Source organism: Rhizohabitans arisaemae (assembly GCF_025996515.1).
GTDB classification, from domain to species: domain Bacteria; phylum Actinomycetota; class Actinomycetes; order Streptosporangiales; family Streptosporangiaceae; genus Rhizohabitans; species Rhizohabitans arisaemae.
In genome coordinates, this window is record NZ_BLRH01000055.1 from 78,965 (window position 1) to 102,868 (window position 23,904).

Here is a 23,904-nt window from a genome sequence, read left to right on the forward strand (position 1 = left end):
GGCCCGTATGGCCTCTCGTTGGCGTGCCTCGCTCTTGGCCGTAGGCGCAACCCTGTCCCTCGTATCCGGCACCCTCGTCGCGGTCGCCGGCGCGGCGGCGGCGGTGGACCACGAAACCTGTCGCCCGGACGGGCTCTACAAATCCCCGGGCGTAGCCGCGCCCTACTGCCTCGTCTACGACGAGAACGGGCGCGAGAAGCTCGGCGCCGACCACGGACGCCGGATCATCGGATACTTCACCGGATGGCGGCACGGCAAGACCGGCCAACCCGCATATCTCGCCCCGGACATCCCGTGGAGCAAGATCACACACATCAACTACGCGTTCGCCCACGTCGGCACCGACAACCGCATATCGGTCGGCGCGAACAACGCCAACAACCCCGCCACCGGCATGGAGTGGCCGGGCAAGGCCGGGGCCGAAATGGACTCCGCCTACACCTACAAGGGCCACTTCAACCTGCTCAACAAGTACAAGAAGCTGAACCCCGACGTGAAGACCCTGGTCTCCGTCGGCGGCTGGGCCGAGACCGGCGGAATCATCGGCGAGACCGGTGAACGCTCCCCCACCGGCGGCTTCTACAACATGACCACCACCTCCTCCGGCGGGGTCAACACCGCGGCGATCAACACCTTCGCCGACTCGGCCGTCCAGTTCATCCGGACCTACGGGTTCAACGGCGTGGACATCGACTACGAGTACCCCACCTCGATGAACAACGCCGGGCACCCGCTCGACTGGACCATCGCCAACGGGCGGCGCGCCGGGCTGATGAAGAGCTACACCGTGCTGATGAAGACGCTGCGGGAGAAGCTCGACGCCGCCTCCGTCGCGGACGGCAAGTACTACATGCTCACCATCGCCTCGCCCTCCTCGGGCTGGCTGATGCGGGGCATGGAGACCTTCCAGGTGCTGCAGTTCCTGGACTACGTCAACATCATGTCCTACGACCTGCACGGCGCCTGGAACGAGTTCGTCGGCCCGAACGCCGCCCTCTACGACGACGGCAAGGACAACGAGCTCATCAAGTGGAACTACTACGAGCAGCAGCAGTACGGCAAGATCGGCTACCTCAACACCGACTGGGCCTACCACTACTTCCGGGGGGCGATGCAGTCCGGCCGGATCAACATCGGTGTGCCGTACTACACCCGGGGCTGGCGTAACGTCCAAGGCGGCACAAACGGCCTATGGGGCAAGGCACCCAGCACAACGTGCAACATCGGCCTGACCACCTGCGGCGACGGCGCCCGCGGCATCGACAACGTCTGGTTCGACCTGGAGAACGACAAGGAGGTCGCCGGCGGCGGCAACCCGCTCTGGCACGCCAAGAACCTCCAGGACGGCAAGTCGGGCTCCTACATCGGCGCCTACGGCCTGACCCCGGCGACCGACCCCGACGACCGGCTGACCGGCACCTACGCCGCGCACTACGACGCCACGCTCAAGGCCCCCTGGCTGTGGAACGCCACCAAGAAGGTGTTCCTCTCCACCGAGACCACCGAGTCCCTCGGAGCCAAGGCCGACTACGTGGTGAACAACGGCATCGGCGGCATCATGATCTGGGAGCTGGCCGGCGACTACGCCTACGACTCCGCCAAGGCCGAGTACGGCATGGGTCACGTGATGACCAACCTCCTCTACGACAAGTTCAGGACCGCCACGCCGTACGGGGCGGCCGTGTCCAAGGTCGCCATCCCGAACGAGAAGCTCAACGTCACCGTGGAGACCTCGCAGTTCGCCAACGGTGACAACCTCTACCCGATCAACCCCAAGCTGACGATCACCAACCGCGGCACGACCACGATCCCGGCGGGCGCGGAGTTCCAGTGGGACTACGCCTCCGCGGCACCGGGCACCGCCTCCGACCAGAACGGCTGGCAGCTCCGGGTGATCCGCAGCGAGCACACCGGCCCCAACGTCGGCGGGCTCAAGGGCGACTTCAACCGGGTCTCCATGAAGCTCCCGTCGGCGCTGCCCCCGGGTGCCTCGGCCACCACGACCTACGTCTACTACCTCCCGGTCCCGGGCCCGATCAACTACACCGTCACCTTCGGCGGCAAGACCTACGGCCTGGTCCAGGACAACGCCCGCGGCGCGATCGTCACCGAGCCGACCGCCGACCCGACCGGTTCCTGCACCGACCCGGCGTGGGACCGCAACGCGATCTACACCGGAGGCATGAAGGTCTCCCACAACAACAAGGCCTGGGTGGCCGGCTGGTGGAACCAGAACGCCGAACCCGGCGTGAACTCGGTCTGGACCGAGCTCGGGCCGTGCACCGGCAGCTCCCCGACGGTCGACCCGACCGGCACCTGCGTCGACCCGCCGTGGGACCGCAACGCGATCTACACCGCGGGCATGAAGGTCTCCCACAACAACAAGGCCTGGCGGGCCGGCTGGTGGAACCAGAACAACGAGCCCGGCGTCAACCCCGTCTGGACCAACCTCGGTCCCTGCTAGCGACGGATCCGCGTCCGGAGTAAGACGTCCCCGGGTGTGACCCACCCGGGGAACAGGGAACACACTGAACACGACGGGCGAGCGGCTGACTCGGGTCCAGCCGCTCGCCCGTCGGCCTTTTCCCCGGGACCGCGGGCCGGGCGGCGCCGCCGGGAAAGCGGGGTCGAGGATCGCGTCCTGTACGGCCCGCGGCCCGGCCGGGCCGCGGGCCGAACCGCCCGATCCTCCCGTCCGGCGAGGGCGGCGGTGCACCCGGTGCCCCGGAGATGGCACGATGTCAGGCAACCACCCCCGCAAGAAGGAGGCCGTTCCCGGTGAGGCGACTGCTGACGGTCCTGATACTCGCCTGGGCCGGGGTCGCCTGGCTGTCGGCCCCCGCGAACGCGCACAACGTGCTGATCGACAGCGATCCCAAGAAGGACTCCTCCGTCGCCTCGGCGCCGCGGAGCGTCACCCTGGTCTTCGACCAACCGGCCCGGCAGGGCTTCGCCCAGGTCACGGTCACCGGACCCGGCGGCACCCGATGGGAGCAGGGTCCGGTGAAGGTGAGCGGTGCGAAGGTCACCTCCCCGATCAAGCCGCTCGGCCCGGCCGGCAAGTACGTGATCGGCTACCGCGTCCTGTCCTCCGACGGCCACCCCATCTCGGGCACCGTGCGCTTCACCTTGACCGCCCCGGGACCGGGCGCGTCGCCCCCGCCGGCGTCACCGTCTGCGTCGTCGCCTGGATCCGCGGCCGGGTCGCCGTCGCCGTCCACGGCACCCGTCGCGGTGCAGGAGGCGCCCCCGGCGCAGGACCTCAGCGCGGAGGCGGCGGAGGCCGCGCAGAACGGCGGCGCGGGGGTCGCGGTGGCCGGGATGGCCGTGGCGATCCTGCTGCTGGGTGTCGGCACCGTCGTCGCGCTCCGGAGGGGCCGCCCGGCGCCCTCCGGCGACCAGGACGCGAAGGGCGCGAGCGCATGACGGCGACCCAGGCGACCGGACGGCTCGGCAGCCGTTCCTCCCACGTGGTGGTCGCCGGGCTGCTGCTCGGCGCCTCGATCGCCGTGATCGTCGGGACGGCCTTCACCACCGAGGAGCCCGTCCCGGGGATCCCCGCGCCCGGACCGTTCGTCAACTACGGCGTCCCGATCGTCCGCGTGCTGCTCGACGTCGCGGCCTCGCTCGTCGTCGGACTGAGCCTGCTGCCCAAACTGCTCGGCTTCGACCGCCCGGACCGGACCGAGCCGGTCATGCGCCGGGCCAGGGAGGCCGCGGTCACCGCCGCCTGGGGGTGGGCGCTGGCCGCGTTCACCGCGATCGTGCTCCAGACGGCCGAGCTGTACCCGGACCGGTTCCCGACCCCCGGCCTGGTGATGCAGTACGTGGGCGACGTGGGCGCCGGGCAGGGACTGCTGCTCAGCGGCGCCTGCGCCCTCGCCTACGCCGGGCTCGGCCTGCTGGCGGTCCGCTTCGGCGAGAAGGTGCCGGCCGAGTTGCGGATCATCGTCGCGTTCTTCGGGCTGCTCCCCATCCCGGTCACCGGGCACGCGGTCAACTCGGTCTGGCACGACCCCATCATGATCGGCATGGAGTTCCACGTGATGGGCTCGGCCGCGTGGGTCGGCGGCCTGCTCGCCGTGATCCTCTTCGTCGCGCGGGACCGGGAGCTCCTCGCCCGGGCGCTGCCGAAGTTCTCCAAGGTGGCCACGGTGTGCCTTGCCGTGGTGGGTGTCTCGGGGCTGATCAGCGGCCTGTCCACGATCGCGCTCACCCCGGGCACCGAGCTGCCGGGCTCGCTGTTCACCACCGGGTACGGGATCCTGGTGCTCGCCAAGGTCGCCTGCGTGGCCCTGCTCATCCCGCTCGCGGCCCACATCCGCTTCCGCCTGCTCCCCGCCGTCGTGGCACGGCGGGGGACGGCGGTCATGGCGTGGGCCGCGACCGAGATCACGGTGATGGGCGTGGCGTACGGGGTAGCGGTGGTGCTGACTCGCGCGTCCGTAGCCGGCTGACCAGCCCGGGGCCGTACAGCGTGACGAACCAGGCCACGACGAGCACCCCCGCCGCGACCGGCGCCGACGCCGGGACGAGCGGCGGGGCGTAGTAGAGCGAACTCTGGGCGGCCAGCGCGCCGTACCCGCCCGCCGTGATGAGCAGCGCGCCCGCGACCGCGCGGATCCGGGCCTCCATCGGGATCATGAAGACCAGGTCCACGACGAGGGCCGTGGCGACGAGGAAGAAGGGGATGGCCGACGGCGGGAAGTCCGCGACGAACAGGAGCGGCCAGATCACGCATCGGTAGGCCACGTAGACGGCGGCCACGACGGTGGCGGTGAACCGGAACCCGACCAGCATCCGGGCGACGACCAGGGCGAACATCACCGCGGCCACCATGTACACCGGGTACACCCAGTCCGCCGCCGGGAGGGAGAAGTTCACCACCATCTCCCGGTCGACCGGGCGCTCCATCTGGTCGGCGGCGAACTGCAGCAGGATCGGCTCCGCGTACGGCTCGCCGCGGTCCCAGGCCATGATGCCGAAGACGCCGTACTCCTGGTGCTGCGCGGGGAAGAGGGTGTTCTCCATGCAGTAGACGAAGAGCGCCAGCAGCCCGAGGTCGCGGATCCGGCCCGGCGCCGCGCAGACGTACCAGCCCCGGATCACCCCGGCGATCATGAACGCCGTGCCGATGTACAGCAGCATGTGGGAGGGGCTCCAGGACGTGATGTCCAGACCGTTCACCCTGTGGTTGATCAGGTCCAGGGGCACCGCGACCAGGAAGGTGCCGGTGCCCCACTGCATCAGGCGCAACGCGAGGCGGTCCACGCCGAGCCCGGTGTAGGTGTGCACGATCACCAGGGTGACGACGATCCCGGTACCGACCGAGTTGATCAGGTGCGGTGGGGCGAGGTCGTCACGGAGCCATTTGAAGTGCCAGGAGACGTCCCAGGAGGAGCCGAGGACCTTGAGGAAGAACGCCGTCACCCACCCGCCGTAAAGCAGGTACAGAAGTTCGACGGGCGTCTCACGTCCTGGTTCGCCACGCTCCCAGTGCGAGAGGGCGGTGTTGACCAGAGGCTGTATGGCGGCTGGTACCTTCACCCGCTGAATGATGCCGTTCCTCACCTAGACCGCGCAATCGGGGATGTCCCCGATATCCCTACAATCCCAAAGCGCGCTCAGCGTATCCGACACTTTGGGCTTCCCGCAGCTCACCGTGGGTATCCCGCCCCACCCCACCGTGACCGGACGGCTACTCAGGAATCGTTAAGAACTCCTCGGTAAGGTCTGCTTATGAGGTTTCGGGGGACGTTGTCGAGGCAACGCCGGATTGTCGCCGTGGTGCTCGCGCTTCTCCTCGCCGGCGGGCTCACCTGGTTACTCGTTCCGGGTGAGACGCCGGTCCGCACGTTCGAGCAGCGGATCGAGGTCGTGGACGGCCCGGCCGACGACCAGCGGGTCTCCCTGGACACCGCACTCCACGTCCCGGAGACCGGCGGGCCCCACCCCGCGGTGCTCCTCGGGCACGGCTTCGGCAGCAGCAAGGAGGCGATGCGCCCGCAGGCGCTCCGGCTCGCTGCGGAAGGATACGCGGTCCTCACCTGGTCCGCGCGCGGCTTCGGCCGCTCCACCGGGGAGATCGCGCTCAACTCCCCCGACTACGAGGTGAAGGACACCAAGCAGCTCGTCGACTGGCTCGCCCGCCGCCCCGAGGTCCGGCTCGACGCCCCCGGCGACCCCCGGGTCGGCATGGCCGGCGGGTCGTACGGCGGCGCGATCGCGCTCCTGACCGCCGCCCACGACACCCGGATCGACGCGATCGTGCCCCAGATCACCTGGTACGACCTCGCGGACTCCCTCTTCCCCAACGCCGCCGGGACCGGGGCCGCCGAGGGTGTTTTCAAGAAAGCCTGGGCCGGGCTCTTCTTCGGCGCCGGCGGCGCCGACGTCCGATCCGCCGCGCTCGCCCGTACGGCCGAAGGCGGCGCGGCCCGGGGTGAGGGCCCGGCGATCCCGCAGGGGACCGTCCAGTGCGGCCGGTTCCTCCCCGCGATCTGTGAGATCTACCAGAAGGTCGCCGAGTCCGGTCGCCCCACCCCCGAGGCCGTCGAGCTGCTCCGCCGGTCCAGCCCCTCCTCGGTCCAGGGCCGCGTCAAGGTGCCCACCCTGCTGCTGCAGGGCCTCAACGACTCGCTTTTCCCGATCGACCAGGCCGACGCCAACGCCAAGGCGATCGCCGCGACCGGGGCCCCCGTCGAGGTGGCCTGGTTCGACGGCGGCCACGACGGCGGCGACGGCGAGGCCGACCGGCTGCACGAGCTCACCCGCGGCTGGTTCGACCGCTGGCTGGCCAGGGAGTCCGTCGAGACGGGCCCGGCCTTCGCGGTGACCCGTCCAGGCGGACGCGACCCCGGCACCCGCCGCCTGGTGCTGCAGATCACCGGGGCCGACCGCTATCCGGGAATCTCCGGGACGGCGACCCGCGAACTCTCCCTCACCGGGGAGCGGCAGGAGATCGCGAACCCGGCGGGCGGATCCCCGGCCTCCATCTCCTCGGTTCCCGGGTTCGGCAGCCTGCTCGGCGGATTCGCCGGGGCCTCGACCGCGCTGGACATGCCGGGGCAGAGCGCGGTGTTCGAGACGGCGCCGCTCACCGAGAGCCTCCAGCTCACCGGGGCGTCCACGATCCGGCTGCGGGTCACGCCCGGGGCGACGGTCTTCGTCAAGCTCTACGACGTGTCGCCCGGCCAGCCGGGCACGCTCCCCCGCGGTCTCGCCGCACCGGTCCGGGTACCCGCGAGCGGTGAGGTGAGCGTCCGCCTGCCCGCGGTGGACCACCGGTTCGGCGTGGGCCACCGGCTCCGGCTGACGGTCACCTCGACCGACATGGGGTACGCGACCCCCGTGGCCCCGGCCGTCTACCAGGTCGCGCTCGGCTCCCCGACGCTCACGGTGCCCGTCGTCGACGAGCTGGGCGGCGCCGCCTCGGGTCCCCCGTGGTGGACCTGGGCGATGCCGCTGGGCGCGGTCGTGGTCGCGGCGGTCCTGCTGCTCACCGGCCGCCGGGCCGGCACGCCGGCGCCCGCCGACGACGTCGCCGTCCCGGCGCGGGAGGAGGTCCCGCTGGTCATCACGGGACTGACCAAGCGCTACCGCAACGGGGAGCTCGCGGTGGACGACCTGTCGTTCCGGGTGGAGCGCGGCCAGGTGCTCGGCCTGCTCGGGCCGAACGGCGCGGGGAAGACGACGACGCTGCGCATGCTGATGGGGCTCATCGTCCCTGATGCCGGACAAATCCAGATTTATGGGCAGAAAGTCAAGCCGGGCGCGTCGGTCCTCTCCCGGCTCGGCTCGTTCGTCGAAGGCCCCGGCTTCCTGCCCCACCTGTCCGGCCGGGCCAACCTGAAGCTGTACTGGCAGGCGACCGGCCGCCCCGCCGACGAGGCCCACATGGACGAGGCCCTGGAGATCGCCGACCTCGGCGCCGCGCTGGAGCGCCCCGTCCGCACCTACTCCCAGGGGATGCGGCAGCGGCTCGCGATCGCCCAGGCGATGCTCGGCCTCCCGGACCTCCTGGTCCTCGACGAACCCACCAACGGACTCGACCCACCGCAGATCAGGGAGATGCGCCGGGTCCTCATCGACTACGCCGCCACCGGCCGTACCGTGATCGTCTCCAGCCACCTGCTCGCGGAGGTCGAATTGACCTGCACCCATGTCGTCGTGATGCGGCGGGGACGCCTCATCGCCGCCGGCGAGGTCAAGGAGCTGATCGCCTCGGAGCGCCACCTGGAGGACGCGTTCCTCACCCTGATCGGAGACGAGGCGTGACCGTCAAGACCGCCCCCGGTTACCGGCCCGGCCGGACCCTTCCGCTCCGGGTCGAGTTCGTCCGGCAGTTCCTGCGCCGGAGAACCCTGCTCATGTTCGGCCTGCTGCTGCTCCTCCCGTGGATCCTGGCGGTCGCGTTCATGGTGGGCCGGCCGAGCCAGGGGAACCGGGCACCCAACCTGAGCGACCTGGCCACGGCGAGCGCCCTCAACTTCACCGCGTTCACGCTCTTCGTCTCGGTGGGCTTCCTGCTCGTGGTGGCGGTCGCGATGTTCTGCGGGGACACCGTGGCGAGCGAGGCCAACTGGTCCTCGCTCCGCTATCTGCTCGCCGCGCCGGTGCCCCGGGGCAGGCTGCTCCGGCAGAAGCTGGTGGTCGCCCTCACCTACTCGGCGGCGGCCATCGTGATCCTGCCGCTGATGGCGCTGCTGGTGGGGACCGTCATGTTCGGGTGGGACGACATCCAGCTCCCGGGGACCGGGCAGACCCTCGGCGCCGCCGACGTCCTCCCCCGGTTCGGCATCGTGATCGCCTACGCGATGATCAGCCAGCTGGTCGTGGCCGGCCTCGCCTTCTACCTTTCGGTGACCACGGACTCGCCGCTCGGCGCGGTCGGCGGGGCGGTCGGGCTGGTGATCATCAGCAACATCGTGGAGGCGGTGGAGGCCCTCGGCGTCTGGCGTGAGGTGCTGCCCACCTACTGGGCCATGGCCTGGCTCGACGTCATCCAGCTGGAGATCTCCTGGGCCGGCATGATCAAGGGTTCCGCGGTGTCGGTCTCCTACGCGGTGATCTTCATCGCGCTGGCCTTCCGCAGGTTCCGCACCAAGGACGTGGTCTCCTGACCTCCGGCTCCGCCCGTACCGACCATCCGGACGCACAGCACCCGGCTCGGTCGAACGGATCGCTTTGGTCGTCGTGGTAACACCACGGCGACCGGAGGTCGGCGGAGCGGCGGTCTACCAGTGCGGGGGACGTTCGTCGAGCAGCCGGGAGTCGTCGTCGCCCAGCCAGTCGCCCCAGCCGATGTCGGTGTCGTCCGTCGTCTGGTCGGGAAGCACCGGGGGCGCCTCGTCGAAGAGGTCGACGGGGCGCTCGTCGTCAGGACCGTGCATCACCATCTCCACCTCCGCAGCGCGTTCGCGCCATGGTACCGCGCACGGCATGATCAGTCCGCTAAGACGCGAAGCGCGGGCGGTGAAGAGGTTTCAGACCGTCCCGGCACCGGAACAATCACAGGGCTCTCCTCCCGCAACATGCCCGCACGGAGGGCGGCCAATCTATAGGATCTCCAGGTGAAAGCTTGCCTGAAGCGACCCCCGTGAGGCGGCATGGAAGCCCCCGCAGAATGGCGCCAGGACGGCAACCTCCCCGCAGAGCCCACCGGCTTCGTCGGCCGGAGCCGTCTGCTCGCCTCGATCAAGCGCGCCGTCCGGACGTCGCGCATGGTCACCGTCACCGGCATCGGCGGCGTCGGCAAGACCCGGATCGCGCTCCGCGCCGCCCGGGAGATCCGCTCCCGCTTCCCCGACGGGGTCTGGGTCGTCGACCTCTCCCGGCTGCAGACGCCCGACCTGCTCGCCCACTCCGTCGCCGCCACCCTCGGCATCGTCGACAACACCCCGCGCCCGGCCGAGGAGGTGCTCGCCGCCTACCTCACCGGCCGGCACGCGCTGCTCATCCTGGACACCTGTGAGCACCTGGTGGACGCCTGCGCCCACCTGCTGGAGGGTCTGCTGGACCAGGCCGAGCGGCTTCACGTGCTGGCCACCAGCAGGCAGTCGCTCGGGGTGCTCGGGGAGCAGTCGATCCTGATCAGCCCGCTCGAGGTGCCCCCGCCCGACCGGGCCACCCCGACCGGCGAGGCGGTCACGCTCTTCCGGCAGCGCGCCGAGGAGGCCTCCCCCGGCTTCACGATCGACGAGGACAACCTCGCCGACGTGGCGGAGCTCTGCCGCCGGCTCGACGGCATCCCCCTCGCCATCGAACTCGCCGCGGTACGGCTGCGCGTCCTGTCGGTCCGCCAGATCCTCAACCTGCTGACCGATCGGTTCGCGCTCCTGTCCGGCGTCGGCCTCAGCCCGCTCCCCCGCCACCAGACGCTCCGCGCCGCGATCGGCTGGAGTCACGAGCTCTGCGAGCCCAAGGAGCGCCGGCTGTGGGCGCGCCTGTCCGTCTTCGCCGGGGACTTCGACCTGGACGCGGCCCGCGACGTCTGCTCGGGGGAGGACCTGTCCCCCGACGAGATCCTCGAACTCGTCACCGGACTCGTCGACAAGTCCATCCTGCTCCGTCAGGGCCAGCCCTCGGGGGTGCGCTACCGGCTCCTGGACACCGTCCGCGAGTACGGCCAGGAGTGGCTGGAACGGCTGGGTGAGCGGGATCTGCTGCTCACCCGGTACCGCGACTACTACCTGCGGCTGGCCCGGCGCGGCGAGCAGGCCTGGTCGGGCCCCCGGCAGGTGCACTGGTTCATCCGGATGCGCCACGAGCACGCCAACCTGCGGGCCGCGCTCGACCACTGCATCGGCGACCCCCGGCACACCTCCGCCGGTCTCGACCTCGCGGCCTCGCTCTGGTACATGTGGGTCGCCTGCGGGCTGTCCAAGGAGGGCAGGCATTTCCTGGAGCGCGCGCTGGCGGCGAGCCCGCAGCCCAGCCCCGCGCGGTGCAAGGCGCTCTGGACGGCCTCCTACATCGCCAGCGCCCAGGGGGACATCCCGGCGGCGCTGCGGTTCGCCGAGGAGTGCGGGGACGACGCCGTGCGCATCGGCGACGACCCCTCGGTGGTGCTCGCCACCAAGATGCTCGGCACGGCCGCCTACCTCCAGGGCGACCTCACCAAGGCGATGGCGTTCCTCGGCGTGGCGATCGACCACGGGCGGGGCGTGCGCGGGCTGGACCCGCGTCTGCTTCCCGCGGTCGTCGAGCTGGCCCTGGTCCTGACCGCCTGCGGCCGGCCGGACGCGGCGATGCCGCTGCTGCGGCACTGTGTGGGCGTCTGCGTCGAACGGGGCGAGCTGTGGCTGCGCTCGTACGCCGACTGGGCTCTGGCGATCACCCAGCGGTCGATGGGCCTGATCGCCGACGCCGTCTGCAGCGCCCGGGAGGCGCTGCGCATCAAGCGGCACTTCCACGACGTGCTCGGGATCGTGCTCTGCGTCGAGACGCTCGCCCAGCTCGCGGTGGACGACGGAGACCCGGAGCGGGCCTCGCGGCTGCTCGGCGCCGGTCAGGCCGGATGGCGGACGTTCGGGGTGCCGCAGATGGACTCACCGGTGCTGCGAGCCGACCACGACCGGTGCGCGCGGGAGTGCCGTCGCCTCCTCGGCGAACAGCGCTACAACGAGGCGTTCGCCGAGGGGAGCGCGATGCCGCTCGACACCGCGATTCACTACGCGATCGGTGCGGCTCCTTCGGTCACGGTTGCCTAAAGGGCCTGATAGCGCGAGCTCCGGGTGGAGAACTCGATGTGCCCGCGCACCCAGTGCTCCAGCCCCGTCACGAAGGAGCGGACCTCCGCGGTGCCGGCCCACCGCTCGACGGCCGCCTTCCGGGCGGCGAACGAGTCGATCGACCCGGCGTGCATCCGGGCCACCTCGTCCATGGCCGACTGGGTCGAGCAGCCGGCATGTTCCATGATCACGGTGACCAGGTTGTGCCGCGCCCGGTCGCTCCCCCGTTCCTTGGCGTAGGAGAGCAGATCGTTGTCCCAGCCGATGAGATCGCACGCGATGTCCCGGAGGGCCTGGACGTCGGGGTGGTGCCACACGTCCGCCGGCACCCGGTATCCACCGGCCACGTCGATCAACGCGAGGCAGGTGTAGGTCGCCCCGGTGATCCGGCGCATCACCAGATAGTCGCCGAGGCCCGGGACGATGTCGGCCTCCCGGTTGGCCGCCTCCCACACCTGGGCGAACAGATATTCCTTCACCGTGGTCCGCCAGCGGTCGAACTGCTCCGGGCTGCTGCACCGGCCGACCCGGAACCGCAGGTCGCGCAGCGCCTGGACAAACAGGTCGTCACCGGGCCTCGGGTCGGGTTCGTCAAGGACCGACAGCAGCCGGGGGATGGCGCGGGAAATGGGCCCGGCCCGCCCTCCGGTCCTGGCGGATTCCGCGAACGCGTCGTCGAAGGCGAAAAGCCAGTTGTACCAGTCGTTGAGTAACCGGAGCATATCGGGCGGCACGGTGGGGTTTGTGCGCGCCGTAAGCCAGCCGATTTCGGCACGGCGGAAGTCCTCGATCGTCCCTTGTTCATCAAGCATTCCCGACGCTGCCAACCAGGCAAAACTCTCCCGGTTGACCCGGTCGGCATGGGCGTTCACCTCACTTGGAAACGGGCACGGCAGCTGCGGAATACACAGGTCAGAGCGGATCGCCCCAGTCAACGGTGAATACACGTCTCCATCATGGCCACAAATGACCGCAATGGCCATACTAACAATTTTCTCCAATATTAGGACAGCAATAAATGCATGATGGAGCACGCCCATTTGCGCGTGCAAATGCGCTATTGCAAATGCACGTGAAGAAACGCCACCGCCGGGTGGGCCAATCGAGAAACCCCGCCTTTTCGCACCGGCCGCGTGCCGTGGCCCCGGCGGACGGGCGAGGCGGCGGCGCCGCCGCTAATCACACAGCCGGGCGCGGAGCAGCTCGGTGTCCGCCTCCGTCCAGCCGTTCGCGTCCAGCCAGCCCGCCACGCCGCCGTACCGCCGGTCCAGCGAGCCGAGGAACCCCTCCATGATCTGCGCCCGGGGCAGGTGGCTGTCGGCCGGGCGCGAGTCTAGGTCGGCGGCATAGGTGGAGCTCGCGCGCAGTCTGCCGATCACCTGCTCCAGCCGATCGCCCGTCCGCGTGTAGTCCGCCACGACCTGCGCCCGCTCCACCCCCGCGACCTCCAGCGCCAAGGCGACCACGACCCCGGTCCGGTCCTTGCCGGCCGCGCAGTGCACCAGGGCCGTCCCGTCCCCGCCGGAGAGCACCCGGAGCGAGGAGACGACGGAGTCGGGCCGGGCCTCCAGGTAGCCGAGGTAGTGGCCGACCGTACGGCTTACCACCGGGCCGTTCTCCGCCTGACCCACCCAAGGAAGCACCGCGTCCACGTCCACGGCCAGGTCGGCCTCCACGTCGGTGCGCGCACCGCCCTCCGCGAACACCGTGTGATGGTGGATCGTCACCTCGGGCACCCGGGTCAGTGGCCCCGGCCCCTCCAGCATCACCTCGGCGTGTGAGCGGAGGTCGACCACATGGCGGAGTTTCAGCTCGGTGACGAGGTGGTGCACGTCCCGGTCGCTGAGGGCCTGCAGGTTGTCCGAGCGCAGGATCCGCCCGGGCCGGGTGGTCCCGCCGCCCTGGACGGCCAACCCACCGAGATCACGAACGTTGACGGCTCCATCAAGGTTTATCCATAGGGTCACCACAACAACCCTACATGTCAGTGTTTGATACCCCATGGACTTTTTTTGCCGTGACTGCCGGAGTCCGCCACCGGGTGTCGGTCACCTCTGATAGGACTTTCCGCGTTCCCCCCGACCGAGGAGCCGCCATGTCTTCCCTGCACCTCACCCGGTTCGCCGGTCTGCCGGTCCGGCCCGTCCCCGCGGAGGGGCCGCTCACCGGCGACGTCGCCTGGCGGATGAGTGTGGAGTACGAGAGCAAGGACACCTTCGACGGCCTGTTCGACCGGTTCCTCGCGCTGCCCGGTGCCGAACGGGTCCGTGCTCTCGTCGTCGGCGCCTGGCACCCCTTCCCCTCCGAAGGTCATTCCTCCGGTGACGCGGTCAGGCGGATCGCCGAGTCCGCGAAGCGGCTGCCGGAGCTGCGGGCGATCTACCTCGGCGACATCACCCAGGAGGAGTCGGAGATCTCCTGGCTCCAGCAGAGCGACGTCACCCCGCTGCTGGAGGCGTACCCCGCGCTGGAACGGCTTGAGGTACGCGGGGGTTTCGGACTGAGACTCCAGCCCGTCAAACACGCCTCGCTCCAAGCCCTGTGCGTCGAGTCCGGCGGGATCCCGGCCGAGGTGGTCTCCGCCGTCTCCCGCTCCGACCTGCCCGCCCTCACCGAACTGGAACTCTGGCTCGGCATCGAGGAGTACGGCGGGGACGCCACGCTCGCCGACCTCGCCGGGATCCTGTCCGGCGAGGGGCTGCCCGCCCTGATCCACCTGGGCCTGCAGAACAGCGAGATCCAGGACGAAATCGCCACGGCCGTCGCCTCCGCCCCGATCGTGGCCCGCCTGGAAACCCTCGCCCTGTCCATGGGCACCCTCACCGACGACGGCGCCGAAGCCCTCCTGTCCGGCCAGCCCCTCACCCACCTGCGACGGCTCGACCTCAGCCACCATTACCTCACCGACGCCATGATGGAGCGGGTGACCGCCGCCCTCCCCGGCGTCAAGGTCGACCTCGGTGACCAGGAGGAGCCGGACGACGGCGAGTGGTTCTACGTCGCCGTCTCGGAATAGGCGCTTCACCAGGGCGCGCCCCGCGCCGGTCCCCCGGATTCGGTACGGTCTGCCACGGCGCACGCCGTACCGGCATCGCGTGCGCCGCATCCGGAGCCGTCCGTTTCCAGCCCACCCCGTGCGTCGGCGGATTCCGACGCCGATACGGCCGGCGGCGGCACACGCCGTACCCCCCGTACACCGCCCGCCGATCCTGCGGATTCGGCACGACGCCGTATCCGCGCACCCCGTGTCACCCGCCGGACCCCGGCCTTCGCGCCCGGCGCCCCGGAGGCGGCGGGGTGTCGGTCACCTCTGGTAGGACTGGGCACCACTTCCCCGCCAAGGAGCTTTTGTGATCAACGAACGCCTCACCGAATTCGCCGGCCTCCCGGTCAAGGGCCCGGATCGGGACACCGAGCTCGACGGCGACACCGCCTGGTGTCTGGGCCTGGGGTACGACTCCGACGAGAACTTCCACGATCTCTTCGCGAGCTTCCTCGCGCTTCCGGGGTCGGAGCGGGTGCGGGCGCTGGTCATCGGGGCCTGGGATCCCGAGGTCGCCACCGAGGAATCCTCCGCGCCGGTCGTCGACGCCCTCGTCGCAGCCGCCGGGCAACTGCGCGGACTACGGGCCGTGTTCCTCGGGGACATCGTCCAGCACGAGGCGGAGATCTCCTGGATCCCACAGTCCGACGTCACCCCTCTGCTGGAGGCGTACCCCGCGCTTGAGCGGCTGGACGTGCGCGGCGGGGACGCGCTGAAGTTCCGGCCGATCCGGCACGAGTCGCTGCGCACCCTGCGGATGGAGACCGGAGGGCTCCCGGCCGAGGTGGTCTCCGCGATCGGCCGCTCGGAGCTGCCCGCCCTCACCCACCTGGAACTCTGGCTGGGCACCGAGTGGTACGGCGGGAACACGACCACAGCCGACCTCGCCGGCATCCTCTCCGGCGAAGGCCTCCCCGCCCTGACCCACCTCGGCCTGCAGGACAGCGAGATCCAGGACGAGATCGCCACGGCCGTCGCCTCCGCCCCGATCGTGGCCCGCCTGGAAACCCTCGCCCTGTCCATGGGAGCCCTCACCGACGACGGCGCCGAAGCCCTGCTTTCCGGCCAGCCTCTCACCCACCTGCGACGGCTTGACCTCAACTACCACTTCCTGAGCGAGGAGATGATGAAACGCGTGCGCACCGCCCTGCCAGGCGTCGAGGTCGACCTCGGGGATCGGCAGAACGCGGACGGCGATCGGTTCTACATCGCGGTCTCGGAGTAGGCGCGTCATCGGGCCGGACGCCTCCGGTGACACCGGAGGCGCACGCCGTACCCGCACTCCGCCCGCTGACCTCCCGGATTCGGTACGACCGGGGGCGGCGCACGCCGTACCCGCACAGACCGCCGGACCGTACCCCGGCCTGCGTACCGGAGGCATCGGGATGTCGGTCACCTCTGATAGGACTGGGCACGTTCCCCCCGCAAGGAGCTTTCGTGATCTACGAACACCGGACCGAGTTCGCGGGCCTCCCCATCGCGAGCCCCGAACCGGACACATCGCTGCACGGCGAGGCTGCCTGGGTCCTCAGCCTGGAGTTCGAGGCCACCGAGGCTTTCGACGAGCTGGTCGCGGGTTTCGTCGCACTCCCGGGATCGGACCGGGTACGCGCCCTGGTCATCGGCAACTGGGATCATGAGTACTCCATGGATCAGTCATCGGAGGAGGTCGTCCGGAGCCTCGCCGCGTCCGCCGGGCAACTGCCCGAACTCCGGGCGCTCTTCCTGGGGGACGTCATCCGGGAAGAGATGGAGATCTCCTGGATCCGGCAAAGCGACATCACCCCGCTGCTCGAGGCGTTCCCCGCGCTGGAACGGCTGGAAATCCGCGGCGGCGTCGACCTGGAGCTCCGACCGGTCACGCACCCCTCGCTCCAGGTCCTGCGGATGGAGTCCGGCGGACTCCCCGGCCCGGTGGTCGCGGCGATCAGCCGTTCGGAGCTGCCCGCCCTGACCCGGCTTGAGCTCTGGCTGGGCACCGAGCAATACGGCGGGAACGCCGGCGTCGCCGACCTCGCCGGGATCCTCTCCGGTGCGGGACTCCCCGCCCTGACCCACCTCGGCCTGCAGGACAGCGAGATCCAGGACGAAATCGCCGCAGCGGTCGCCTCCGCCCCGATCGTGGCCCGCCTGGAGACCTTGGACCTGTCCATGGGCGCCCTCAGCGACGAGGGCGCGGAAGCCCTGCTGGCGGGACAGCCCCTCACCCACCTGCGCGGCCTCAACCTCAGCCACCACTTTCTGACCGACGCGATGATGGAACGTGTGCGCGGAGCCCTTCCCGGCGTCGAGGTCGACCTCGGCGACCGGCAGAAACCTGACGGCGAGCGGTTCTACATCGCGGTCTCGGAGTGAGCGTCCGCTTCACCGTGGTCGGGGTGCCGGGTGAACGCCGTACCGAACTGTTCTCCCAGGCGGTACGGGCCCGCGGCCTGCCCGCGCCGGCGGTCCTGCCGTGGCGGGAGCTGCTGATCGGGGACCCGGTCCTGCCCGCCGAGACCACCCACGTCCGGGTGGACTCCCCGGGTGGGGACGTCGAGACCGACGCCCTGCTCCGCGGTGCGGGCGATCCCACCCGGGTGGACGGGGGCGCGCTCTGGTACTCCCGCCTGACCGGGGCGCTGCGGCGGGTCGCCGAGCTCACCGCGGGACGGGCCCGGCTGCTCAACGACCCCGAGGAGATCGGGGTCATGTTCGACAAGCGCCGTTGCCACGCGCGGCTCGCCGCGGCCGGCGTGCCGGTCCCCCCGGCCCTCCCCGAGGTGACCGGCTATCGGGAGCTGCGCGAGCGGATGGCCGACGCCGGATGGAACCGGGTGTTCGTCAAGCCCGCCCACGGCTCCTCGGCCTCCGGGGTGATCGCGCTGACCGCCCGCGGCGACCGGATCACCGCGACCACCTCGGCGGCCCTCGGCCCCGCCGGGCTCCACAACTCCCTGCGGGTCCGGACCTACACCGACCCCCGCGACGTCGCCGCGGTGGTGGACCGGATGGCCCCGGACGGGCTGCACGTGGAACGCTGGTTCCCCAAGGCGGGGCTCGGCGGCCGGAGCCTGGACCTGCGGGTGGTCGTCACGGCGGGCAGGCCGACCCACGCGGTGGTGCGCACCAGCCGGATCCCGATCACCAATCTGCACCTGGGCGGCGCCCGCGGCGACCTGCCCGCGGTCCGGGCCCGGCTCGGCGAGCGGGGCTGGCAGGCGGCGCTGGAGGTGTGCGTCCGGGCCGCGGCGTGCTTCCCGCGGAGCCTGGCGGCAGGGGTCGACCTGATGATCGGGTCGGACTGGCAGGAGTTCGCCGTGGCCGAGGTCAACGCGTTCGGAGACCTCCTCCCGGGCTTGGACGGCCTGCCGGGCGGCGGCTCCGAAGGCCTGGACACCTACGCGGCGCAGGTGGAGGCGGTCCTGTGCACGACATGAACGAAATCGTCGGCAGCCATGACCTACTGCTGGTGACCTTGGACACCCTCCGCTTCGACGTCGCCCAGGAGTCGATGGAGTCCGGCCTCACCCCGGAGCTGGCCCGGGTGGTGCCAGGCGGGCGCTGGAAACGCAGGCACGCCCCGGGCAGTTTCACCTATGCCTCGCACGCCGCGATGCTGGCGGGATTCCTGCCGACGCCGACCGAGCCGGGCCCGCACCCCCGGCTCTTCGCCGCCGCCTTCCCGGGGAGCGAGACGACCGGCGGGCGGACCTGGGCGTTCGACGCCCCGGACCTGCCGTCCGGCCTGGCCCGGGCCGGATACCACACCGTGTGCGTCGGCGGGGTGGGCTTCTTCAACAAGCTGACCCCGCTCGGCTCCGCCCTGCCCGGTCTCTTCGCGGAAAGCCACTGGGAGCCCTCCTTCGGGGTGACCTCACCGACCTCCTTCGAGAGCCAGATCGAACGGGTGGCCGAGGTCGTGGCCCGGGCCGGAGACCGGCGGCTCTTCCTGCTGGTGAACGTCGCCTCCCTGCATCAGCCGAACTGGTTCCACCTGCCCGGGGCGACCCGGGAGCACGGTGACACGCGGGAGAGCCACGCCGCCGCGCTGCGGTACGTGGACCGGCACATCGGCAGGCTCCTCACGCTGATGCGACGTCCTTGCTTCGTCGTCATCTGCTCAGATCACGGTACGGCCTACGGCGAGGACGGCCATACCGGGCACAGGATCGGCCACGAGGTCGTGTGGACGGTGCCCTATGCCGAGTTCATCCTGGAGAAAGACCTATGAGTAGCCCCTATCAGGGATATGTCTATGCGTATCCGCATAAATCGGCTTATCGGCCGCTGAATCCTCGGCCACGCCTCGCCGACCTGTGGGCGGAGGAGAAGCGGAACTCCCTCTTTCTCTACGTGCACATCCCGTTCTGTGAGATGCGCTGCGGATTCTGCAACCTGTTCACCCGGACCGGCGCCCCCGAGGAGCTGGTCGGCGCCTATCTGGACGCCCTCGACCGCCAGGCGCTGGCCGTACAGGACGCCCTCGGACCGGCCCGCTTCGCCCTCGGCGCGATCGGCGGCGGCACCCCGACCTACCTCTCCCCCGCCGAACTCGACCGGCTCTACGGAATCGTCGAGCGCTTCACCGACCCGCGGGCCGTCCCCTTCTCCGTGGAGACCTCCCCTGCGACCGCCACCCCAGACCGGCTCGGCGTGCTCGCCGACCGCGGGGTACACCGGATCTCGATCGGGGTGCAGAGCTTCGTCGACGCCGAGGCCCGGGCCGCCATCCGCCCGCAGCGGCGCGCGGAGGTGGAGAAGGCGCTCCGGCACATCCGGGACTCCGGCGTGCCCGTCCTCAACATCGACCTCATCTACGGGATCGACGGGCAGACCCCGGAGACCTGGCGGTACTCCCTCGACGCCGCCCTGGCCTGGGAGCCGGAGGAGATCTACCTCTACCCCCTCTACGTCCGGCCGCTCACCGGCCTGGCCAGAACCGCCCGCGAATGGGACGACCAGCGGCTCACCCTCTACCGCCGGGGCCGCGACCACCTGCTCGCCGCCGGATACGAGCAGACGTCCATGCGCATGTTCCGGCGGATCCGGCACGAGCCGACCGCCTACAGCTGCCAGGGCGACGGCATGGTCGGGCTCGGCTGCGGCGCGCGCTCCTACACCGGGGGGCTGCACTACTCCTTCGACTACGCGGTGGACGCCCGGCAGGTCCGGGCGATCGTCGACGACTTCGTGCGGCAGCCGGCCTTCGACCACGCCGAGGTGGGCTACCGGCTCGACGAGGAGGACCGCCGGCGCCGCTACCTGATCCAGTCCCTGCTCCAGGCCGAGGGGGTGGAGACGGCCGCCTACCGCGAGCTGTTCGGCCGCGAAGCCCGTACCGACCTGTGGGAATTCACCGCGACCGGCTGGATCGAGCCCGCCACGGGCACCACCGAGGATCGGGTACGGCTGACGCCCGAGGGCCTGGCCCACTCCGACGCGATCGGCCCGGCGCTGTTCTCGCCCCGGGTCGCCGCGCTCATGACGGCGCACGAGGCCCGCTGATGCTCACGATCCTCTACCGCGGCCCCCTGGCGAGCTGCGACTACAGCTGTGGGTACTGCCCGTTCGCCAAACGGCGGGACGACCCCGGGCGGCTCCGGGCCGACCGGGCCGCCCTGGAACGCTTCACCGGCTGGGTGGCCGCGCAGGACGAGCCGATCTCCGTGCTCTTCACCCCGTGGGGAGAGGGCATGGTGCGGTCCTGGTACCGCCGCGCCGTGGTCGAACTGAGTCACCTGCCCCACGTCGGGCGGGTGGCGATCCAGACCAACCTCAGCTTCCGCCCGGATCACCTGGCCGACGCCGACCTCTCCCGCCTCGCCCTGTGGGCCACCTACCATCCGAGCCAGGTCACCCACGAACGGTTCCTGGGCAAGTGCCGGACCCTGGCCTCGGCGGGGGTGCGGTACAGCGTCGGCGTGGTCGGGCTGCCCGAGCATCTTCAGGCGGCGCGACGGCTCCGGGCCGACCTCCCCGGACACGTCTATCTCTGGGTCAACGCGTCCGAGGGCCTCGTCTACACCGACGCGTCGGCGGCGCCCTGGCAGGAGATCGACCCGCTCTTCCACTACAGCCGTGACCCGCACCCCAACCTGGGGCTGCCCTGCCGTACCGGATCCTCGGTGATCACCGTGGACGGGGACGGCACGGTCCGGCGCTGCCACTTCCTGCCGACGACGCTCGGCAACCTCTACGACGGCTCGTTCCGCGACGCGCTGCGGCCCCGGCTCTGCCCCGCGACGCGGTGCGACTGCCACATCGGGTACGTGCACCTGGAGCCGACCGGCCTCTACGACGTGTTCGCCGGCGGAATCCTGGAACGCATCCCGGCCCGCCTGCACGGCGACCGGCCCGGCTGACCCGTCGTCCGGCGCCCCCGCGAACCCGGAGGACACGGCGACCGGCATAGGCGCCCCTCGGCTACGGCCCGCCGGAAGCCGACCTTCCCATTCTCCGCGATCCGCCGGGCCGACTCGGTCCTGATGACGGACGAGAGCCGGGCCGTCACGCCCGGCCGTCACGAGGAGCCGCCGACTACCAGGACCTGCTGCAACGCCCCCGAGTTCCTGGAGGCGGTGCCGTGACCGGCGACGAGGACTTCACGGTCGTCCCCGAACCCGGCCACCTCGTCGACCCGGTGGCCGGATACGCGGTGCGGGCCGCGGATTCGATCGCGGGCGTGGCCGGCGAGCCGGAGTCACCGGCCTGGGGAAACGACGGCATCGGGCCGACGGCGGACCGTCGATCCGCACAACCGCGGAGCCGTGGCCCGGCGGACGGAGGCCCCCGGGATGGGCGGACCGCCCGCTCCGGATCGGCGGCCCGATCCAGCGGCCCGGCCCACCCCGGGGAGGACCGGCGGAGGTGTACGGGAGACCGTCCACCTCGCCGGAGACGGCCGCCTCGCGGCGGTCAGGTCTCGCGCTCGGGGCGGTAGTCGGCGGCGTCCACGCCGAAGGTCCACGCCACGCCCTCCCGCGCGGACCGGGTGGCGGGCGGGACCCGGAGCCAGTAGGTGCGGAACGTGCCGTCGGGCTCGGCGGTGGAGTTGACCACCTCGACCATGACGACCGGCTCGTCGCCGGGGAGGTCGATCCGCCAGAGCACCCCGGTCTCGTCCCGGTGGGCCGGGGTGGCGCCGAGGTCGGCCAGGTAGCGGTCGTATCCGTAGTACTCCAGCATCACCCGGCGCAGCTCGGCGTTCTCCTCGTTCATGATCCGCTTGGCGGTGAGCCCGTCCAGCCCGGCGATGAAACCGGGCGGAACGGGCATGCCGCGCCAGGCGTACAGCGAGAAGCCGTCCGGGTAGCTCAGCGCCGGGCCGTCCCCCCGATGCAGCCGTCCCGGCTCGTCACGGTGAAGCTCGGCCGGGCGCTCACAGACGATCGCCACGCGTTCGTAGGGCCACCACCACCCGGCCGACCTGGCGACCTCGGCGAGGGCGGCGATCACGTCCGGCACCGCCTCGCCGTACAGTCCCTCGAAGGTGGCGAGCCAGGGGGCTTCGTGCTGACCCAGGACCGCGTCCAGGGTGACCCGGCGCAGCCGCCGGGCATACTCCGGGCTCTCCGCGTCGGCGATGCCCCGGCGGATCCTGCCCACCAGCCCGCTCACCGGCTCCCAGAGCCGCCCCCCGGCCAGCGACCAGGCCCGCGGCCAGCCGCGGGGCCCGAGCTCGGCGGCCTTGGCCGTGCGGGCGGCCTCCCACGGCCGGGTGAGCAGCACGTCCCGCACGCAGGCCCCGGGATGGTGCGCCTTGAACTCCAGCCCGCCGGTGAGCCCGGCGGCCCGCAGCTCGGGACCGGAGCGCTCCGGGTCGGTGAGCAGGCTCGCGAACACCGCTCCTTCGCGCGGGGAACGCGCCCAGAGGATCCGCGTCGGCTCGGCGAGCCCCGCGGCACGGTAGGCGGCTCGGATCCCGGCCTCGGCCCGGGGGCGGTCCGCGGGGCCGGCGGCGAAGGCGACGGCGGCCCACTCCCCGGCGGAGACGGCGAGACGGTCGAGTTCCACGGTCGCCATGTCAGTCGGCCACCATTCGGACGGCGCCGGGGGTGTACTCGCGCTGGCGGACCACCCGGTACCACCCGGCGGGCAGCGAGATCGCGGCGTGCTCCTCGTGCACGACCCGGCCTCCCGAGGGCAGGTGCAGGTGGGAGGGACGCATCGGGTCGGGGTCGCTCAGCAGCATGCCCGGCCCGACGACCGCGTGGGCGTGCCCGGTCGCCTCACCCAGGGCGAGCACGAGGCGTCCCCGCCCGTCCCGCGCCGCCGGTGAGGTCGACGCGGACGCCGCGAGGGCGTGCTCCTCCGCTATCGGAACGATCAGGACATCCCCTTGGCGATACATGTCGCGCCCTCTCCCTCGCACTGTCGTCGACTCGATGCACGGAAGCTATCGGCGCCCTCCGACATTTCCCGGCGGGCTCCGGACGGCCCGGATCGCCGGGCCGGTCACGCGGGCCCAGCCGGACGCACGGGGTGGACCGGACCGATCCCGCGGCGTCCCCGAGTCCGAGCGGCACCTGCCGACGCGGAACTCAGAGTGATCATTGCGCTGTGCGCACCCCACAAGGCCCACACAACACAACGATCACCCAGCCCAACCCGTGCAACCCAAACCAAACCCCCGACGCCGCCCCCGAAATCCGATAGCAGCGACCAACACGGCACTCCAGAGTGATCAATGCGCTGTACGCACCCCACGAGGCGCCGACAACGCAACGATCACCCACCGCAGGCCGCACAGGCCAAGCCCCAAACCACACACCGACACCACCAGGAACAACCCTCAGCAACCCGCACGACACACCAGAGTGATCAATGCGCTGTGCACACCCCACGAGGCGCCGACAACACAACGATCACCCACCGCACGCCGTACAGGCCGAACCCCAAACCACACACCGACACCACCAGGAACAACCCTCAGCAACCCGCACGACACACCAGAGTGATCAATGCGCTGTACGCACCCCACAAGGCGCCGACAACACAACGATCACCCACCGCAGGCCGTACAGGCCGAGTCGGGCTTCCGGGATCGGGCGCGGGACCGGAGGCGGGCGGGATCCGGCGGCCTCCGAACCGGGTGGCGGGATCTCCGGCCATGGGCTGGGGCGTGTAGGCACCGTGATCACCTGGACC

Annotated in this window: 19 protein-coding genes; 13 read left to right on the top strand and 6 right to left on the bottom strand. The window is 71.1% G+C overall.

Annotated features, from left to right (window positions below):
- Window positions 1-7: 7 nt before the first annotated feature.
- The 3 genes from RUR_RS26990 to RUR_RS27000 all read left to right on the top strand — a co-directional run bounded on the left by RUR_RS26990 (window position 8) and on the right by RUR_RS27000 (window position 4,457).
- The gene (locus RUR_RS26990; RefSeq protein WP_283138011.1) at window positions 8-2,464 is read left to right on the top strand and encodes a chitinase C-terminal domain-containing protein; all 2,457 of its coding nucleotides are present in this window, start codon (window positions 8-10) and stop codon (window positions 2,462-2,464) included.
- Window positions 2,465-2,778: 314 nt separating this feature from the next.
- Window positions 2,779-3,426: a copper resistance CopC family protein gene (locus tag RUR_RS26995; RefSeq protein WP_283138012.1), complete on the top strand. Its 648-nt coding sequence runs from the start codon at window positions 2,779-2,781 to the stop codon at window positions 3,424-3,426.
- Complete coding sequence (locus tag RUR_RS27000) at window positions 3,423-4,457, top strand: copper resistance D family protein (protein ID WP_283138013.1); 1,035 nt, start codon at window positions 3,423-3,425, stop codon at window positions 4,455-4,457. The genes RUR_RS26995 and RUR_RS27000 overlap by 4 nt, the downstream gene beginning before the upstream one ends.
- On the opposite strand, the gene RUR_RS27005 is transcribed toward RUR_RS27000, so the two are convergent.
- A complete protein-coding gene (locus RUR_RS27005; RefSeq protein ID WP_283138014.1) occupies window positions 4,393-5,547 on the bottom strand; it encodes a hypothetical protein in 1,155 nt (384 codons plus the stop codon). The two genes, RUR_RS27000 and RUR_RS27005, sit on opposite strands and share 65 nt — an antisense overlap.
- 192 nt (window positions 5,548-5,739) lie before the next feature.
- Here RUR_RS27005 and RUR_RS27010 point away from each other — a divergent pair, with 192 nt between their 5' ends.
- Together RUR_RS27010 and RUR_RS27015 are read left to right on the top strand one after the other, a co-directional pair.
- Window positions 5,740-8,277, top strand: coding sequence for an alpha/beta fold hydrolase (locus tag RUR_RS27010; RefSeq protein WP_283138015.1), 2,538 nt, complete (start codon window positions 5,740-5,742; stop codon window positions 8,275-8,277).
- Entirely contained in the window at window positions 8,274-9,122 is an 849-nt protein-coding gene (locus RUR_RS27015) for an ABC transporter permease (RefSeq protein WP_283138016.1), read from the top strand. Before RUR_RS27010 ends, RUR_RS27015 begins: the two co-directional genes overlap by 4 nt.
- A 114-nt stretch (window positions 9,123-9,236) precedes the next feature.
- Here the strand turns inward: RUR_RS27015 and RUR_RS27020 are convergent, their stop codons facing one another.
- Window positions 9,237-9,392 carry a hypothetical protein gene (locus RUR_RS27020; RefSeq protein ID WP_283138017.1) on the bottom strand — a complete coding sequence of 52 codons (156 nt, stop codon included), beginning with the start codon at window positions 9,390-9,392 and terminating at the stop codon, window positions 9,237-9,239.
- A 216-nt stretch (window positions 9,393-9,608) separates the two neighbouring features.
- Between RUR_RS27020 and RUR_RS27025 the strand changes: the two genes are divergently transcribed.
- Window positions 9,609-11,711, top strand: coding sequence for an ATP-binding protein (locus RUR_RS27025; RefSeq protein ID WP_283138018.1), 2,103 nt, complete (start codon window positions 9,609-9,611; stop codon window positions 11,709-11,711).
- On the opposite strand, the gene RUR_RS27030 is transcribed toward RUR_RS27025, so the two are convergent.
- Window positions 11,708-12,454 carry a terpene synthase family protein gene (locus RUR_RS27030; protein ID WP_283138019.1) on the bottom strand — a complete coding sequence of 249 codons (747 nt, stop codon included), beginning with the start codon at window positions 12,452-12,454 and terminating at the stop codon, window positions 11,708-11,710. The two genes, RUR_RS27025 and RUR_RS27030, sit on opposite strands and share 4 nt — an antisense overlap.
- Window positions 12,455-12,907: 453 nt before the next feature.
- Window positions 12,908-13,699: a tyrosine-protein phosphatase gene (locus tag RUR_RS27035; RefSeq protein ID WP_346349070.1), complete on the bottom strand. Its 792-nt coding sequence runs from the start codon at window positions 13,697-13,699 to the stop codon at window positions 12,908-12,910.
- 128 nt (window positions 13,700-13,827) lie between these two features.
- Between RUR_RS27035 and RUR_RS27040 the strand changes: the two genes are divergently transcribed.
- From RUR_RS27040 to RUR_RS27070, 7 genes are all read left to right on the top strand, one after another.
- Window positions 13,828-14,748, top strand: coding sequence for an STM4015 family protein (locus RUR_RS27040; protein WP_283138021.1), 921 nt, complete (start codon window positions 13,828-13,830; stop codon window positions 14,746-14,748).
- A gap of 334 nt (window positions 14,749-15,082) precedes the next feature.
- Window positions 15,083-16,000, top strand: coding sequence for an STM4015 family protein (locus tag RUR_RS27045; protein ID WP_283138022.1), 918 nt, complete (start codon window positions 15,083-15,085; stop codon window positions 15,998-16,000).
- A 212-nt stretch (window positions 16,001-16,212) separates the two neighbouring features.
- Complete coding sequence (locus RUR_RS27050) at window positions 16,213-17,130, top strand: STM4015 family protein (protein ID WP_283138023.1); 918 nt, start codon at window positions 16,213-16,215, stop codon at window positions 17,128-17,130.
- Window positions 17,127-18,194, top strand: a complete 1,068-nt coding sequence (locus tag RUR_RS27055) for an STM4014 family protein (protein ID WP_283138024.1) — start codon at window positions 17,127-17,129, stop codon at window positions 18,192-18,194. The genes RUR_RS27050 and RUR_RS27055 overlap by 4 nt, the downstream gene beginning before the upstream one ends.
- A complete protein-coding gene (locus RUR_RS27060) occupies window positions 18,191-18,988 on the top strand; it encodes an STM4013/SEN3800 family hydrolase (RefSeq protein ID WP_283138025.1) in 798 nt (265 codons plus the stop codon). The genes RUR_RS27055 and RUR_RS27060 overlap by 4 nt, the downstream gene beginning before the upstream one ends.
- Window positions 18,985-20,262: an STM4012 family radical SAM protein gene (locus tag RUR_RS27065; protein WP_283138026.1), complete on the top strand. Its 1,278-nt coding sequence runs from the start codon at window positions 18,985-18,987 to the stop codon at window positions 20,260-20,262. Before RUR_RS27060 ends, RUR_RS27065 begins: the two co-directional genes overlap by 4 nt.
- A complete protein-coding gene (locus RUR_RS27070; RefSeq protein WP_283138027.1) occupies window positions 20,262-21,119 on the top strand; it encodes an STM4011 family radical SAM protein in 858 nt (285 codons plus the stop codon). The genes RUR_RS27065 and RUR_RS27070 overlap by 1 nt, the downstream gene beginning before the upstream one ends.
- A gap of 553 nt (window positions 21,120-21,672) precedes the next feature.
- Here RUR_RS27070 and RUR_RS27075 read toward each other — a convergent pair.
- Both RUR_RS27075 and RUR_RS27080 read right to left on the bottom strand, forming a co-directional pair.
- Window positions 21,673-22,779, bottom strand: a complete 1,107-nt coding sequence (locus RUR_RS27075; RefSeq protein ID WP_283138028.1) for a DUF6745 domain-containing protein — start codon at window positions 22,777-22,779, stop codon at window positions 21,673-21,675.
- A gap of 1 nt (window position 22,780) precedes the next feature.
- Window positions 22,781-23,107, bottom strand: coding sequence for a hypothetical protein (locus RUR_RS27080; RefSeq protein WP_283138029.1), 327 nt, complete (start codon window positions 23,105-23,107; stop codon window positions 22,781-22,783).
- Window positions 23,108-23,904: the final 797 nt, after the last annotated feature.

What these genes read in the sequence shown, in the direction of transcription:
- RUR_RS27060 (WP_283138025.1), top strand. Translation starts at nt 18,191, where the DNA reads ATGAACGAAATCGTCGGCAGCCATGACCTACTGCTGGTGACCTTGGAC.
- RUR_RS27030 (WP_283138019.1), bottom strand. Translation starts at nt 12,454, where the DNA reads ATGCTCCGGTTACTCAACGACTGGTACAACTGGCTTTTCGCCTTCGAC.
- RUR_RS27025 (WP_283138018.1), top strand. Translation starts at nt 9,609, where the DNA reads ATGGAAGCCCCCGCAGAATGGCGCCAGGACGGCAACCTCCCCGCAGAG.
- RUR_RS27075 (WP_283138028.1), bottom strand. Translation starts at nt 22,779, where the DNA reads ATGGCGACCGTGGAACTCGACCGTCTCGCCGTCTCCGCCGGGGAGTGG.
- RUR_RS27080 (WP_283138029.1), bottom strand. Translation starts at nt 23,107, where the DNA reads ATGTATCGCCAAGGGGATGTCCTGATCGTTCCGATAGCGGAGGAGCAC.
- RUR_RS26990 (WP_283138011.1), top strand. Translation starts at nt 8, where the DNA reads ATGGCCTCTCGTTGGCGTGCCTCGCTCTTGGCCGTAGGCGCAACCCTG.
- RUR_RS27010 (WP_283138015.1), top strand. Translation starts at nt 5,740, where the DNA reads ATGAGGTTTCGGGGGACGTTGTCGAGGCAACGCCGGATTGTCGCCGTG.
- RUR_RS27000 (WP_283138013.1), top strand. Translation starts at nt 3,423, where the DNA reads ATGACGGCGACCCAGGCGACCGGACGGCTCGGCAGCCGTTCCTCCCAC.
- RUR_RS27070 (WP_283138027.1), top strand. Translation starts at nt 20,262, where the DNA reads ATGCTCACGATCCTCTACCGCGGCCCCCTGGCGAGCTGCGACTACAGC.
- RUR_RS27020 (WP_283138017.1), bottom strand. Translation starts at nt 9,392, where the DNA reads ATGCACGGTCCTGACGACGAGCGCCCCGTCGACCTCTTCGACGAGGCG.
- RUR_RS27065 (WP_283138026.1), top strand. Translation starts at nt 18,985, where the DNA reads ATGAGTAGCCCCTATCAGGGATATGTCTATGCGTATCCGCATAAATCG.
- RUR_RS27040 (WP_283138021.1), top strand. Translation starts at nt 13,828, where the DNA reads ATGTCTTCCCTGCACCTCACCCGGTTCGCCGGTCTGCCGGTCCGGCCC.